The organism is Actinoallomurus vinaceus, from assembly GCF_039542055.1.
In the GTDB taxonomy this organism is placed as follows: Bacteria; Actinomycetota; Actinomycetes; order Streptosporangiales; family Streptosporangiaceae; genus Actinoallomurus; species Actinoallomurus vinaceus.
Genome location: NZ_BAABHK010000011.1, coordinates 9131 through 22127, shown reverse-complemented (window position 1 = coordinate 22127; position 12997 = coordinate 9131). Strand labels below are relative to the sequence as shown.

The 12997-nt window shown below is 71.2% G+C and carries 15 protein-coding genes and 1 tRNA gene; 8 read left to right on the top strand and 8 right to left on the bottom strand.

Going from position 1 to position 12997, the window contains the following annotated elements; genetic code table 11:
- Positions 1-283 precede the first annotated feature (283 nt).
- The 5 genes from ABEA24_RS32845 to ABEA24_RS32825 form a co-directional block, all read right to left on the bottom strand.
- Positions 284-373: transfer RNA gene (locus ABEA24_RS32845), tRNA-Ser, on the bottom strand.
- Between the two features lie 11 nt (positions 374-384).
- The gene (tadA, locus tag ABEA24_RS32840) at positions 385-867 is read right to left on the bottom strand and encodes a tRNA adenosine(34) deaminase TadA (RefSeq protein ID WP_345435565.1); all 483 of its coding nucleotides are present in this window, start codon (positions 865-867) and stop codon (positions 385-387) included.
- Between the two features lie 11 nt (positions 868-878).
- On the bottom strand, positions 879-1328 hold the full coding sequence (locus tag ABEA24_RS32835; RefSeq protein ID WP_345435563.1) for a tRNA adenosine deaminase-associated protein: 450 nt from the start codon (positions 1326-1328) through the stop codon (positions 879-881).
- A 26-nt stretch (positions 1329-1354) separates the two neighbouring features.
- Positions 1355-1831: a tRNA adenosine deaminase-associated protein gene (locus ABEA24_RS32830; RefSeq protein ID WP_345435561.1), complete on the bottom strand. Its 477-nt coding sequence runs from the start codon at positions 1829-1831 to the stop codon at positions 1355-1357.
- Between the two features lie 86 nt (positions 1832-1917).
- Positions 1918-2088: a hypothetical protein gene (locus ABEA24_RS32825; protein ID WP_345435559.1), complete on the bottom strand. Its 171-nt coding sequence runs from the start codon at positions 2086-2088 to the stop codon at positions 1918-1920.
- A gap of 50 nt (positions 2089-2138) precedes the next feature.
- On the opposite strand from ABEA24_RS32825, the gene upp reads away from it, so the two are divergent.
- From upp to ABEA24_RS32810, 3 genes are all read left to right on the top strand, one after another.
- Positions 2139-2777 carry a uracil phosphoribosyltransferase gene (upp, locus tag ABEA24_RS32820; protein WP_345435557.1) on the top strand — a complete coding sequence of 213 codons (639 nt, stop codon included), beginning with the start codon at positions 2139-2141 and terminating at the stop codon, positions 2775-2777.
- A gap of 390 nt (positions 2778-3167) precedes the next feature.
- Positions 3168-3695 carry a PH domain-containing protein gene (locus ABEA24_RS32815; RefSeq protein WP_252843507.1) on the top strand — a complete coding sequence of 176 codons (528 nt, stop codon included), beginning with the start codon at positions 3168-3170 and terminating at the stop codon, positions 3693-3695.
- Between the two features lie 133 nt (positions 3696-3828).
- A complete protein-coding gene (locus tag ABEA24_RS32810; protein WP_345435553.1) occupies positions 3829-5160 on the top strand; it encodes a helix-turn-helix domain-containing protein in 1332 nt (443 codons plus the stop codon).
- 386 nt (positions 5161-5546) lie between these two features.
- Here the strand turns inward: ABEA24_RS32810 and ABEA24_RS32805 are convergent, their stop codons facing one another.
- Both ABEA24_RS32805 and ABEA24_RS32800 read right to left on the bottom strand, forming a co-directional pair.
- Positions 5547-6380, bottom strand: coding sequence for an EamA family transporter (locus ABEA24_RS32805; protein WP_345435551.1), 834 nt, complete (start codon positions 6378-6380; stop codon positions 5547-5549).
- Entirely contained in the window at positions 6377-7024 is a 648-nt protein-coding gene (locus ABEA24_RS32800; RefSeq protein ID WP_345435549.1) for a B3/B4 domain-containing protein, read from the bottom strand. The genes ABEA24_RS32805 and ABEA24_RS32800 overlap by 4 nt, the downstream gene beginning before the upstream one ends.
- 76 nt (positions 7025-7100) lie before the next feature.
- Between ABEA24_RS32800 and ABEA24_RS32795 the strand changes: the two genes are divergently transcribed.
- The 4 genes from ABEA24_RS32795 (at position 7101) to ABEA24_RS32780 (ending at position 9954) form a co-directional block, all read left to right on the top strand.
- The gene (locus ABEA24_RS32795) at positions 7101-7658 is read left to right on the top strand and encodes a helix-turn-helix domain-containing protein (protein ID WP_345435547.1); all 558 of its coding nucleotides are present in this window, start codon (positions 7101-7103) and stop codon (positions 7656-7658) included.
- A gap of 252 nt (positions 7659-7910) precedes the next feature.
- Positions 7911-8243 carry a hypothetical protein gene (locus ABEA24_RS32790; protein ID WP_345435545.1) on the top strand — a complete coding sequence of 111 codons (333 nt, stop codon included), beginning with the start codon at positions 7911-7913 and terminating at the stop codon, positions 8241-8243.
- Between the two features lie 192 nt (positions 8244-8435).
- A complete protein-coding gene (locus ABEA24_RS32785) occupies positions 8436-8801 on the top strand; it encodes a nuclear transport factor 2 family protein (RefSeq protein ID WP_345435543.1) in 366 nt (121 codons plus the stop codon).
- 214 nt (positions 8802-9015) lie between these two features.
- The gene (locus tag ABEA24_RS32780; protein WP_345435541.1) at positions 9016-9954 is read left to right on the top strand and encodes an NAD-dependent epimerase/dehydratase family protein; all 939 of its coding nucleotides are present in this window, start codon (positions 9016-9018) and stop codon (positions 9952-9954) included.
- 436 nt (positions 9955-10390) lie between these two features.
- Here the strand turns inward: ABEA24_RS32780 and ABEA24_RS32775 are convergent, their stop codons facing one another.
- Complete coding sequence (locus tag ABEA24_RS32775) at positions 10391-11980, bottom strand: GNAT family N-acetyltransferase (RefSeq protein WP_345435539.1); 1590 nt, start codon at positions 11978-11980, stop codon at positions 10391-10393.
- 144 nt (positions 11981-12124) lie between these two features.
- Between ABEA24_RS32775 and ABEA24_RS32770 the strand changes: the two genes are divergently transcribed.
- Positions 12125-12727: a mycothiol-dependent nitroreductase Rv2466c family protein gene (locus tag ABEA24_RS32770; RefSeq protein ID WP_345436206.1), complete on the top strand. Its 603-nt coding sequence runs from the start codon at positions 12125-12127 to the stop codon at positions 12725-12727.
- Positions 12728-12997 lie beyond the last annotated feature (270 nt).

Genomic DNA, 12997 nt, shown 5'->3' with positions numbered 1-12997 from the left:
CGGCCGAAGGCCGCGAGCGCGGAGAGGCGCGGCGCAGCCGCGCACCGGGGGGTCCGGGGGGTCGTCCCCCCGGACGGAATCCGGAGACGGCGAAGGTGCCCGAAGGGCACCGAGCATGGCGGTGGAGGCGCGGCGCAGCAAGGAGATGTCCCATTCGAGCGCGGAGGCGGCCGAAGGCCGCGAGCGCGGAGAGGCGCGGCGCAGCCGCGCACCGGGGGGTCCGGGGGGTCGTCCCCCCGGACGGAATCCGGAGACGGCGAAGGTGCCCGAAGGGCACCGAGCATGGCGGTGGAGGTGGGATTTGAACCCACGGATGAGTTGCCCCATCACACGCTTTCGAGGCGTGCGCCCTCGGCCACTAGGCGACTCCACCAAGAGGGGAGCCTACCGGAAGTCAGACGGTCCTCGGTCCCGCCTGCCGGCGAAGAATTCGGTGAGCAGGGCGGCGCACTCGTCGGCGAGGACGCCGGCGATGACTTCGGGGCGGTGGTTGAGCCGGCGGTCGCGTACGACGTCCCACAGGGAGCCGACGGCCCCGGCCTTGGGGTCGAAGGCGCCGAAGACGATGCGGTCGAGGCGGGCGAGGACGGCGGCTCCGGCGCACATGGTGCAGGGTTCGAGGGTGACGACGAGGGTGCAGCCGGTCAGCCGCCATTCGCCCTGGTGGGCGGCTGCCTGGCGGATGGCGATGATCTCCGCGTGCGCGGTCGGGTCGCCGGTGCGTTCGCGTTCGTTGTGGCCCGCGCCGATGACCTGGCCGGTGGGGCCGAGCACGATCGCGCCGACGGGCACGTCGGTGGCGGCCCGCCGCGCCTCCTTGAGGGCGAGCCGCATCACCTCGTCCGCCGTCGGCCCTTCGGTGTCCATCACGGCCCTGGCTATCGGAGCCGTTCGTACTCCTCGGCGAATCCGGCGCCTTCGGCGATGACCGACAGCGCGTCGCCGGGGAGGGTTCGCTCGCCGAGCGCGGTCAGGGCGTTCGGTGTGGTTCCGAGGTCGGAGAGGAGTTCGGCGTCGCCGACCGGGTCGTCGGTGGACGCGTCTTCGGTGTCGAGTTGCTCGCTGAGCATGTCGGCGAGCTCGCTGCCGACGGGAGCTCGGCCGTCGGAGAGGAAGACGCGGGGATCTTCGCCGTCGTCCAGGCGGACCACGACGAACCATTCGTCCTCCTGCTCGACGAGCAGCACGACCGTGTCGGCCGCCGTCTCGACGGCGGCCTCTCGCATGATGTCGGAGATGTCCTCGAGACCGGTGACCTCGCTGAGGTCGGGCTCGGTCCCGATCCATCCGGCGTCGCCACGCGCGAACACCGCGGAGAAGTACGGCACGCTTCTATTCTCTCCCGAACCCGTGGTCACCCGATCGCGCGCTCGAAGGCGGCGCCGAATCCGAGTCGTTTGGCGATGCTCGCCAGCATCTCGTCGGGGTAGAGGTCGAGGTCGCCGGACAGGGCGCCGAGCTCCATCTCGTCGAGGCCGAGGTCCGAGAAGATCGACATGTCTCCGGCGGGAAGCACCTGGTCGAGTTCCTCGTCGTCGGGGATGTCGAGTTCGAGGTATTCCACGATCTGCCGGGCCAGCACCCAGTCGACGGACGCGGTGACGTCCGAGAGGAAGACCATGGCCTCGTCGGGGAGCATCCGGAGGGCCACGAAGAAGTCGTCGCCGACCGCGACCAACCCGATCGTGCCCCCGATGCTCGGCTGCTGTCGTAGGGCGTGGATCAGCCCTTCGAGGTCTTCTGTCAGTGCGATGGGAAGCTGCTCGACCTCCCACGCGTTGTCTTCGCGATAGACCACGACAGCGAAGTCCGCCGTGTCCAGTTCAGTCATCTTCACCCCAGCCGCGCGCGTCCGCCTCGGGCATCTTGGCAGATGCCGAGCCCAAAGATTCGCGGCACGGGAAAACCCGGGTTCGGTCAGTTGGCTCGGAACGTGCGCATGCGGACTGCCTCACGGACCCGTTCTCGGCGTGATCGGCGGGGGGACACGCGCTTCCGGAGCTCCCGCGCCTCGGCCAACTCCCGGAGGAAGACCGCTCTGCGGCGGAGCCGCTCGCGGACCTCCTCGGGGCTCATCCCTTCGCTCATGGCCGGTACGTTCCCCATGCTCAAGCATCCATTCGGATACCGTTCGGGATATGAAGACCCTCGTCGTCGACCACCCCCTCGTCGCGCACAAGCTCACGACGCTCCGCGACGCGACCACCGACTCGCCCACGTTCCGCCGCCTCGCCGACGAGCTGGTCACCCTGCTCGCGTACGAGGCGACCCGTGATGTCCGTGTGGCCCCTGTGACGGTCGACACACCCGTCGCGCCGGCCGAGGGCGTACGGCTGACGCGGCCGCAGCCTCTGGTGGTGCCGATCCTCCGGGCCGGGCTCGGGATGCTCGACGGGATGACCCGCCTGCTGCCGACAGCCGAGGTCGGGTTCCTCGGCATGGTGCGGGACGAGGGCACGCTGAAGGCGACGACGTACGCGACACGGCTGCCGGACGACCTGTCGGGCCGCCAGTGCTACGTCCTGGACCCGATGCTGGCCACGGGCGGCACGCTCGCCGCGGCGATCCAACTGCTCATGGGCCGGGGCGCCGACGACGTCACCGCCATCTGCCTGCTCGCCGCGCCCGAGGGCATCGCCCACATGGAGGAGAAGCTCGCGGACTGTCCGGTGCCGGTCAAGATCGTCACGGCCGCGGTCGACTCGCACCTGAATGAGAACGGCTTCATCGTCCCCGGCCTCGGCGACGCGGGCGACCGCCTGTACGGCGTCGTGTAGCCCGCTCCCCGACGCGGGCGACCGCTCGTACGGCGTCGTCCAGCGCGCTCGGCGACGCGGGCGACCGGCTCCGTACGGCATGGCACCTCGGCGCGGGCGACGGCCTCCACAGCGCCGTGTGAGCCGCACCCCGGATGCGGTCCGGTCCGGTCGGCGCATCCGTTCGCGCGGCTCTTTGCGGCTGGATCGTCGCCTGGTGTACAAATTAAATGGGTCAGTGGGTCGGCCTTCGGGAGGCGGGGTTTCCTTGAAGAAGTACCTCACTCGGGCGGACGGGGCCTTGACGCCCGTGTCGTTGGGGAAGTCCAGCGGCACGAGACCCATCGCCCGCAACGCGTCCGGCGGGCCGGCTTCGGCGAGCGATTCGCCCTCTGAATTCGTGACCGCGCTATGAGGCTCGTGACGCCCGGCGATTCGGCGCCCGCCTCGATCCACCGATACCTCCTGCCGCACGAGCACCAAGTGATCACCGTCCGGCGCCACCCGGCGGTGCTCATGACCCCGATCGGCTTCGTGCTCGGCGGCCTCATCGTCGCCGGGGTGCTGAGCAACCTGCTGGCCAAGCAGGGCGGAGCGGTCGTCAGCTGGATCTGGTGGGCCTGGCTGATCCTGCTGGCGTGGTTCGTGTGGAAGGTCGCGGAGTGGTCCGTTGACTACTTCGTCATAACGAACCAGCGCATGCTCCTGACCACGGGCCTGCTGACCCGTAAGGTGGCGATGATGCCGCTGTCGAAGGTCACGGACATGAGCTTCCAGCGGTCCATCACCGGGCGGATGCTCGGCTACGGGGAGTTCGTGCTCGAGTCCGCAGGTCAGGACCAGGCGTTCCGCGTCGTCAGCTTCCTCCCGTACCCCGAACAGCTCTACCTCGAGGTCTGCAGCATGATCTTTCCGAGCAAGGACGACGCTGACGACTGACTCGACCCACGTCTTGACCAAAACTTCTCCACGTTGTCCGTGTCGTTTGGGTTACTCTCCATGTGTGAGGTAGTGCACCCTACGAACAAGACGTAACCCATTCCGGGTGAAACCCTTCGGTAAGTGAGTCGAGATGCCGGGTCAAGGAAGCGTCGGGGAGCGAGTCCGTAACCTACGTCTGAGTAAACATCTGTCTCAGGCGCAGCTGGCGGGGACGGAGCTGTCCGACAGTTACATCTCATTGATCGAGTCGGGCAAGCGAACCCCGACGCCCGCAGTTGTCCGGCTGCTCGCGAGCCGACTCGGCTGCCTGCCTGAGTACCTGTCCGAAGGCATCGAGCCGGAAGAACGCCTGCACCTTCAGGTCCGCGTCCGCCACGCGGAGCTCGCCCTGCTGGCCGGCGACGCCGACCAGGCGCTCAGGCTGTTCGGCGACATCCTCGCCGCGGTCGACAACGACCCCGACCTGGCCAAGCGGGCCCGGTGGGGGCAGGCGCGCGCGCTGGAGGCCCGTGGCGACGGCGAAGAGGCCATCAGGGCACTTGAGGAGCTCCGTGAGGAGGCCGGGAGGGACCGTGGCCGGGCGGGATGGCTGCCCGTCATCGTCGTCCTCGCCCGCTGTTACCGCGCCGCCGGTGACCTCGGCCGTACGATCGCGCTCGGCGAGTCCGCGCTGGAACGCCTGGCCGAGCTCGGTCTACTCGGCGGCGAGGAGGCCGCGGAGGTCGGGCGCACCCTCATCAGCACCTACCTCGATCGCGGCGACACCGCGCAGGCGCGGACGCTCGCCGAGCGTCTCCTCGCCGCGTCGGAGCTGGACCCCACCGTCATGATCACTGCCTACCGGCGGGCCAGCCGGCGGGCGCTCGAGGAGGGGGCGGGCGGGGAGTCCCTCTACCTCGCCGACCAGGCGCTCGCGCTGCACGCGGGTGACACGCTGACCACCGCGCAGGCCCGCCTCCGCGTCGCGTCGGCGCGCAGCCTGCTGCCCGGCGACGCGACGCCGGACGCCGCGACCAAGGCTCTGGAGCTCCTGCACGCGGCAGAGCAGTCGCTGAGCGGTGTCGACGTGGCCGAGTGCCTCATCGAGACGGCGCGTTCGAAGATGATGCTCGGGGAGCCCGGCGCCGCGGTGACGATCGCCCAGCGGGTCCTGACCGAGCTCGCCTCCCACCCCGGCGGCTCGGTCACCGTCATCCGCGCTCGGCTCATGCTCGCCCAGGCACTCGTGGCCACCGGTGAGCACGAGGAGGCGCTGACCGCGCTCCGCGCGACCAGCGACGAACTCGACGCACTCCCCCCGTCGCGGGCGACCGCGCGGGTCTGGCGGGAGCTGGGCGACCTGTTCGGCGCCGCGGGAGACACCGAGGCGATGATGGACGCCTACCGGAAGGCCCTGGAGTCCGCCGGCCTGCGGTCGAGCCCCCAGCACTCGAACATCGTCGCCAACCTCGGCAGCCACTGACCTGGGCCCGCCGGCGGCCATCGGCCGGTCCCGGCGGGCCGTACACCGAAGACGGTCGGGCCGACGCTCATCCGCGGCGCCCGGCCGTCTCTCGAGCGGTCGTGGCGGTCCACGGCACACGAAGCGCGTCGCCCGCCTGGATGGTCAGGTGCGCCCCTGCCAAGCGCTCCGGCCCGCCTCGGCGGACAGAGGCACCCCTGCCACGTGCTCGGGCCCGCCTCGGCGGACGAAGGCACTCGTGCCGGCCGACGCCTCAAGAAGCGCTGCTGCCCGCCTCGGCGGCCAGTGACGCCCGTGCCGGCCGAGACCTCAGAAGCGGCTCGGCCGCCGGCCGGCCCCGAAGGTCCGGCGGAGGCCGACGCGCGGACTCACCCCGGCCGGCCGGCTCAGCCGGTCGTGACGAGGCTGACGCCGACGACCGCGATGGCGAGGCCGAGGCGCTGGATCGGCCGCAGCCGTTCGCCGTACACCAGGCGGGCCAGCAGCACGGTGCTGGCCGGGTAGAGCGAGCTGAGCACCCCGGCGATGCTCAGCGCACCCGCCCGAGCGGCGAAGACGTACAGCGCGTTGCCGAGCACGTCGAGGACGCCGGCGAGCAGGGCGATGCCGAGGGCGCCGCGGTTCCTGATCAGTGGAAGGGGGCCACGGCGTGCCAGGACGGCCACGACGAGCACCACCCCGAGACCGGCCGCCTTGGACGCCGCCAGCGGCCACAGAGTGCCGTCGTCGCCCAAATGAACGATCACGAAGAACAGGCCGAAAGACGAACCCGCGACCACCGCCAGGACGGGGCCGCCCGTCAGCCGGACCGGCCCGCCGCCCCGCTCGATGCTGACGAAGCAGACGGCCAGCAGGCACAGGACGATCCCGGCGATCGCCGTCAGGCTCAGCCGGTCGCCGCGCGCGATGCCGACGGCCGCGGGCACGACGGCGGCCATCAGCCCGGACACCGGGGCGACCACGCTCATCGGACCCATGGCGAGGGCCCGGTAGAAGACGAGCAGCCCCGCTCCCCCGGCGATTCCGGAGAGGGCTCCCCAGCCGAGCGCGGCCGCGTGCCACGGACCGCCGAACATCGCCACCACGAGCAGCAGGAGCAGCCCCGCCGGAAGGCTGACCAGCAGGACGCGAAGATCGTCGACCCGCCGGGAGGCGGCGCCGCCGCAGAAGTCGCCGGCGCCGAAGGCGATCGCGGAGGCCAGGGCGAGTGCGATGATCACGGATCGATCAGGCGCGTACGGACGACGACGCCCGGAGAGATCTCGGTGAGCAGGCCGGTCAGCGCCTCGCCCGCGGCGACCAGCAGGTCCATCGGGTACGGCTCCAGCCGCTCCAGGATGAACAGCGCGTTCTTGGTGTCCTCGGTGATACGGGTGCGGGTGCACTGGCGCCAGTTCCAGCGGCGGCAAGTCACGCCTGCGTCGTCGCGCCAGATCACCTCGCCGGGGTCCGGGTGCTCGACGACCGCCTCGCCGTTCTTGGCCGTGTCGAAGGGCTCGTCCCCGGTGGCGCGGACCAACCGGGCCGGCCCGTCGTACGCGTCGAGGTCCTCGCCGCCGATCGGCAGCTCGAACCGGACGCTGACCGTGTTGTAGGCGTCCACGACCCGGTTGATCTCCGGCAGGTCGCCACGGCGCAGGAGGGCGTCCACCGACGGCCGGGCACGCTTGGGGTTGACGCCGAAGCCGCGGTACGCCTCCCGCCAGGCCTCGACGTGGCCGCCGTCGACGCCGTCTGCTGCGGCGGTGTCGCCGGCGCGGCCGTTCGACGGGCCGTTCGCCAGCCCTTCGGCGGTCATGAGCAGCACCGCGAAGTCGGGACGCAAGGCGCGGATCGCCTCATCAATGACGATCTGCTCGAGCATGGACTCTCCCCTTCGAATCGTCGGTCGGTTCAGCATACCGTCCGGTGCAATGAAATGACCATCTAGGGTGTCCTGCGTGACGGACAAGGTCGGCGACGCGGTCGCCCGCACCGTACGCTCCCTGCGCGCGGCCCACGGTTGGAGCCTGGACCAGCTCGCCGCGCGGGCAGGAGTCAGCAAGGGCGTCCTGGTCGCCCTCGAACAGGCCCGGGGCAACCCCAACCTCGGCACGCTCATCCGCGTCTCGGAGGCCCTCGGAGTGCCCCTCACCCGGCTCGTGCAGGTGGAGGAGGAGCAGCCGATCCAGTTCTTCCCCGCCGACCGTCACGTCGTCCTGTGGCAGGGAGCGTCCGGCGGCACCGGCACGCTCCTGGCCGGGAGCGATCCCCGCCCGTCCGTCGAGCTGTGGCGCTGGGTCCTGCGCCCGGGCGAGTGCCGCGACAGCGAGCCGCACACTCCCGGAACCCGGGAGATCGTCACCGTGGACTCCGGACGCCTGAGCCTCACCGTCGGCGACAGCCGTACGGAGATCGGCGCGGGCGACGCGGCCGTCTTCCACGGCGACCGGCCGCACTCCTACGCGAATGAGGGGAACGAGGACGTGCACTTCGTCCTCGCCGTCATGGACCTGTGACACCGCGAGATTAGGCCTTGAGGACTACTGACGCACTGCGGATTCAGGACTTCGAACCCTATTCGGCTGATGGCCTATATCACTACGTTTGGTCGGGCCATACACTCCAAGGGAAACGAGACGAAGTTGAAAGCAGTTATCCGCGTTGCCGTTACCGCCGGAGCGATCGCCTCCATTACGGGACTTGCCGCCCCGGCCGCGATGGCGAGTGGGACGTCGGCTGGCGCTTCGGTGGCGGCGAAGTCGGCTCCCGTGGGGACCGCAGTGGCCGGCTTCAACCACTGCGAACACACGAAGCCCCAGGTATGCAGCAAGCAGTGGAACTCCAAGGGCTGGAAATTCCAGGGCCTGGCCAAGAACCTTTCCAAGAGCACAATCCACGGCCTGATGGGCGCCTATCTCAGGGACCCCAAGGGCGGATGGCACTTCTACTGGAACAAGAAGACGTCGACCCTCGCGCACGGAAAGACCGCCACGTCCAAGGTGGTCAAGTGCCCGAAGGGCTGGGAGGCGCAGGGCGTCTGGGACGCCACGCCCGGCAAGGCCGGCGGCAACTGGTACAGCGCGGTGACCATCTGCAAGTAGTCCCCGTCGCGGATCTGATCGACCGGCGCCGTGTTCCCTGAGGGTTCCGCTCCCCGGTGTCCGGGCCCTCGGGGAACAACGGACCGCCCCCGGCGCGCTGCCGCACCGAGTCGGGGCCGTTACCTCCCACGTAATCGATCTTCCGCTCGCGCTTCGGCATCTTTGAGGCATCGGATCTCAAGGAGGAACGCCATGAGCGACATCAACGAGCTGGTCAGCCGCTACATCGACGCCTGGAACGAGAAGGACCCCGCCGCCCGCCGCGCCGCGATCGAGGCGCTGTGGACCGAGGACGGCACCTACCTGGACCCGCTGGCCGACGTGGCCGGGCACGACGCCATCGACGCGGTCATCGGCGCCGTGCAGGCCCAGTTCCCCGACTTCGTCTTCCGGCCCGGCCCGGTTGTCGACGCCCACCACAACCTGGCTCGGTTCACCTGGGAGCTCGGCCCGGCCGACGCCGAGGCGATCGTCATCGGGTTCGACGTGGTGGTCCTCGCCGAAGACGGCCGGATCCAGAACGTCCATGGCTTCCTCGACAAGGTGCCCGCCGCCTGACCAGGAGCCGACACCGTGCCCCAGCGACCCGCGCCACGCCACCGCTCAATGCCAAGCCGACGCGCGGGTCGCCGAGGATCGGTACCCCAGCCGCCTGCGGGTCGACGCCGGGGCGGCGCGTAGGGATCGCCACCGGTCGGTGTGGGAATCGCTTTTCCACATTCGCCGTCGGGCGATGCCGGGGCGGCGCGCGGATCGCCTACGCTTGCCGAACATGCGCATCCTCGTGACCGGCGGCGCCGGCTTCATCGGCTCTCATCTGACGGACGTCTTCCTCGACAACGGTGACGAGGTCACGGTGCTCGACGACCTGTCCCGTGGCCGACCGGGGCGCCTCGACCCCTCCGTCGTCGTCCACAAGGCGAGCATCACGGACGCGGCCGCGCTGCGCTCGATCGTCGAGCGCGTACGGCCGGAGCTGATCTGTCATCTCGCCGCACAGATCGACGTGCGGGTGTCGGTGGACGCCCCGGCCGACGACGCGGTCGTCAACGTCGTCGGCACGGTCAACGTGCTGGAGGCCGCCCGCGCGGTCGGGGCCCGGGTGCTGTTCGCCAGCACCGGAGGCGCGATCTACGGGGTGGACGCGCCGATACCGACGCCCGAGGACGTGCTGCCTGGGCCGGAGGCGCCGTACGGCACGGCGAAGTACTGCGCCGAGCAGTACCTCGGCCTGTACAACCGGCTTTACGGCACGCGGCACGCCGCGCTCCGGCTCGCCAACGTCTACGGCCCGCGCCAGGACCCCGCCGGCGAGGCGGGCGTGGTCGGCATCTTCTGCGGGCGCGCCGTCCGGGAGGAGCGGCCGACGGTGTTCGGCGACGGCCACCAGACCCGCGACTACGTGTACGTCAAGGACGTCGCGAGGGCCTTCCTGGCCGCCGCCCAGACCGACCGGCCCGGCGTCTGGAACATCGGGACCGGTCGCGAGACGAGCGTCCGGGAGCTGATCGACCTGCTCGGCCAGGCGGCCGGTCGTGACCTGGACCCGGAGTTCGCGCCGGCGCGCCCCGGTGAGCTGCAGCGCAGCGCGCTGGCGATCGACGCCGCCGCGCGGGACCTCGGCTGGACGCCGCGCACGACGGTCGCCGAGGGCGTCGAGTCGGTCTACCGCTGGGTGGAGTCGGGCTCGCCCGACCGCGCCGGCCGCTGACATCCGGGGCGACCCGCCCCGGCCGCATCTGCTGCTCCCTTGCCGTCCCGGGCGTTCAGCCCTGCTCTCTCGTCGCATCAGGGAGCAGTCCACCGCCGCTCTCTCGTCGCGCCGGGGAGCAGTCCGCCGCTGCTTCCTCGTGGCATCACGGGGCGGTCCGCTGCTGCTTCCTCGTGGCATCACGGGGCGGTCTGCCGCTGCTCCTGCCGAGTGACCCGGAGCGCGGGCCCGGCTGGCCCGCCGCTCCCTCGTGGCATCGTGGGGCGTTCAGCCCTGCTCTCGTCGCGCCGAGGGCAGGCCGCCGCTGTTTCCTCGTGGCATCACGGGGCGGTCCGCCCCTGCTCGTGCCAAGTAACCCGGAACGCGGGCCCGGCTGGCCCGCCTCCTGCGGCCCGACCGTGCGGCCCGGGCCGCACCTATCGCCTGGCCGCGCCGGTCAGGGCGCGATCCGGTAGTGGTAGGCGTACGACGGGGTGAAGCCGACGTTTCGGTAGAGCCGCCAGGCGGCGTCGTTGTCCGTCTCGACCTGGAGGTAGAGCCGGTCCGCGCCCTGGCGGGCGGCCCATCGTGCGCCGGCGCCGAGGACGGCGGTGCCGACGCCCTGCCGCCGAACGTCGGGATGGGTGGCCATGCAGAAGGTGCCCGCCCATCCCGCGTCGGCGACGAACAGCCCCATTCCGACGGCACGGCCGTTCCGCGTCACGCTCGCAAACCCCGCGGGCCGCGTGATCCGGGCGATCACCTTCTCCCCGATCGTGGCCGTGTCGGCGTGGTCGTCCAACTCGGCGAAGGCCCGCAGCGGGCGCGTCAGGTCCTCGTCGAGTTCGACGGACGGCGTATCCGCGCTCGCCGTGGCCGCGACGACCTCCCCGGTGAAGGCGGTCAGTACCGCCGTCGGCGCCTCCCGGCGGTAGCCCCGGCGGTCCAAGAGCGCGTCGAGGTCGCCGTGGCTGTCGGGGACCTGGACGATGACCGGCCGGTCGCGGTCGCGGTAGAACCTCTCGACGTCATCGATCGTCGTCTCGCCGCCCGGCGGAGGCGGCACCGCGGAGTTCGAGCGACGGCGTCGTACGTCCGGGGTGTGCCGGAGCAGCCAGCCCCCGTGTTCTTCGGTGAACTCCGCCGGCCAGGCGGCGCGGGCCCGGGGTTCGACGACCGCGGCGACCGACGAGCGGCAGGCGTCCACGATGGGACGGATCAGGCCGGTGAGGAGGTCCTGGTCCTCGGGTCGTGCGGGCTCGTACTCAGTGATGCCGAGGCCGGCCACCTCGAAGCGCCGTGCGAGCGCGGTCACCATCGCGAGCAGCCGGTCCGGGGTCAGCCCCCGTGGGGTGGGCACGCCGACGGAGCGGAACACCTCCGGGTCGAGGACGTCGAGGTCGAGGTGGACGTACACGGCGGACGCGTCACCGACCGCCTCGATGAGGGCGTCCGGGTCATCGACGGTCGGGATCCCGGCGGCGACCGCGTAGTCGCGCTCGGCCGGGTCGAGGTCCCGGACCCCGGCGAGCACGATCTGGCGGGGTTTCAGGGGCCGGTCGGGCACCAGTTCCGCGGGTCCCTCGCCGAGCAGCGTGCGCAGCACCATGCCGTGGAAGGCGCCGGACGGCGAGGACTCCGGTGTGTTGAGGTCGCCGTGCGCGTCGAACCACACGACGGCGAGCCGGTCGCCGTGCCGGCGCGCCGCGGCGGCGATCGGCTCGAGTTCAACGCCGCAGTCGCCGCCGAGCGTGATGGTGAACCGGCCGTCGGCACGCTCCAACGCGGCGCGCGTCCGCCGGGCGTTGGCGGCCAGCGCCCGGCCGCCGTCGTCGCTCGCGACGGCGACGCACACCCGGTCGGCGGCGGGTATGAGGTCGCCGAGGAGGCGGGCTCCGGCACGGAGGCGGTGGGCGGTCGCCGAGGACGATCCCTGCCACTGCGGCACCTCGACGACCGTCACGTCAGGCCGCATCGGCTCGTTTCCCATCGGGCTCCCCGGAAGGTCGTCGGGCACCTCCCGCGAGCGCAGCAGGTCCTCGGTCATCCTACGAAGCCGGCCGATCCACCGGTCGATCCGCCTTCCCCGACCCGGCCGGTCCTCAGGCCATTGGCCCAATCAGTATGTAGCACATTGGTCCTTACGCCCGACCATTGTGCTCCCTAATCTGACCGCGTGATCAGTGCTGACATGTGGTTCGACCCCAAATGTCCGTGGGCGTGGATCGCCTCCCGCTGGCTTCTCGAGGTGGAGAAGGTGCGCGACGTCCAGGTGCGCTTCCACGTCATGAGCCTGGCGATGCTGAACGACGGCCGTACGGGCTTGGAAGAGTGGTACGTCGAGTGGCTGCGCGACGCGCGGGGACCCGTGCGCGTCGCCATCGCGGCCGAACGGAAGTACGGCAACGAGGTGCTGCGCGACCTCTACACGGCGCTCGGCACCCGGATCCACCACGACAAGGCGCCCATCGGGCGGGCCCTGTATCTCGACGCGCTGGCCGAGGTAGGGCTGCCGGCCGAGCTCGCCGACGCGGCCGACGTGACCGACCACGACGAGGCCCTCCGGGAGAGCCAGCACGCGGGTCTGGACCCGGTCGGGGAGGACCTGGGCACCCCGGCGATCCACATCCCCGGGCCGGACGGCGAGCGGATCGCGTTCTTCGGCCCGGTCGTCAGCCCCATTCCCCGTGGCGAGGCGGCCGGCCGACTCTGGGACGGCGTGCTTCTGGTGGCGGGCACGGACGGCTTCTTCGAACTCAAACGCGCGCGAACCCGCCGACCGATCACCCGGTGACGACCCCGACCGGCCCCGCCGGCCGATCACCCCGCGACGACGACCGACCGGTCGTCGCCGGATCTGCGATCGCCCGATGACGACAGCCGACCGGTCGCCGCCGGACCTGCGATCACCCGATGACGACAGCCGACCGATCCTCGCCGGACCTGCGATCACCCGATGACGACAGCCGACCGATCCTCGCCGGACCTGCGATCACCCGATGACGACAGCCGACCGATCCTCGCCGGACCTGCGATCACCCGATGACGACAGCCGACCGATCCT

Bases quoted from the DNA above. Each gene is read 5' to 3' on its own strand.
- tadA (WP_345435565.1), bottom strand. From the start codon at position 867: ATGGACACCGAAGGGCCGACGGCGGACGAGGTGATGCGGCTCGCCCTC.
- ABEA24_RS32830 (WP_345435561.1), bottom strand. From the start codon at position 1,831: ATGACTGAACTGGACACGGCGGACTTCGCTGTCGTGGTCTATCGCGAA.
- ABEA24_RS32825 (WP_345435559.1), bottom strand. From the start codon at position 2,088: ATGAGCGAAGGGATGAGCCCCGAGGAGGTCCGCGAGCGGCTCCGCCGC.
- upp (WP_345435557.1), top strand. From the start codon at position 2,139: ATGAAGACCCTCGTCGTCGACCACCCCCTCGTCGCGCACAAGCTCACG.
- ABEA24_RS32815 (WP_252843507.1), top strand. From the start codon at position 3,168: ATGAGGCTCGTGACGCCCGGCGATTCGGCGCCCGCCTCGATCCACCGA.
- ABEA24_RS32810 (WP_345435553.1), top strand. From the start codon at position 3,829: ATGCCGGGTCAAGGAAGCGTCGGGGAGCGAGTCCGTAACCTACGTCTG.
- ABEA24_RS32800 (WP_345435549.1), bottom strand. From the start codon at position 7,024: ATGCTCGAGCAGATCGTCATTGATGAGGCGATCCGCGCCTTGCGTCCC.
- ABEA24_RS32785 (WP_345435543.1), top strand. From the start codon at position 8,436: ATGAGCGACATCAACGAGCTGGTCAGCCGCTACATCGACGCCTGGAAC.
- ABEA24_RS32780 (WP_345435541.1), top strand. From the start codon at position 9,016: ATGCGCATCCTCGTGACCGGCGGCGCCGGCTTCATCGGCTCTCATCTG.
- ABEA24_RS32775 (WP_345435539.1), bottom strand. From the start codon at position 11,980: ATGACCGAGGACCTGCTGCGCTCGCGGGAGGTGCCCGACGACCTTCCG.
- ABEA24_RS32770 (WP_345436206.1), top strand. From the start codon at position 12,125: ATGTGGTTCGACCCCAAATGTCCGTGGGCGTGGATCGCCTCCCGCTGG.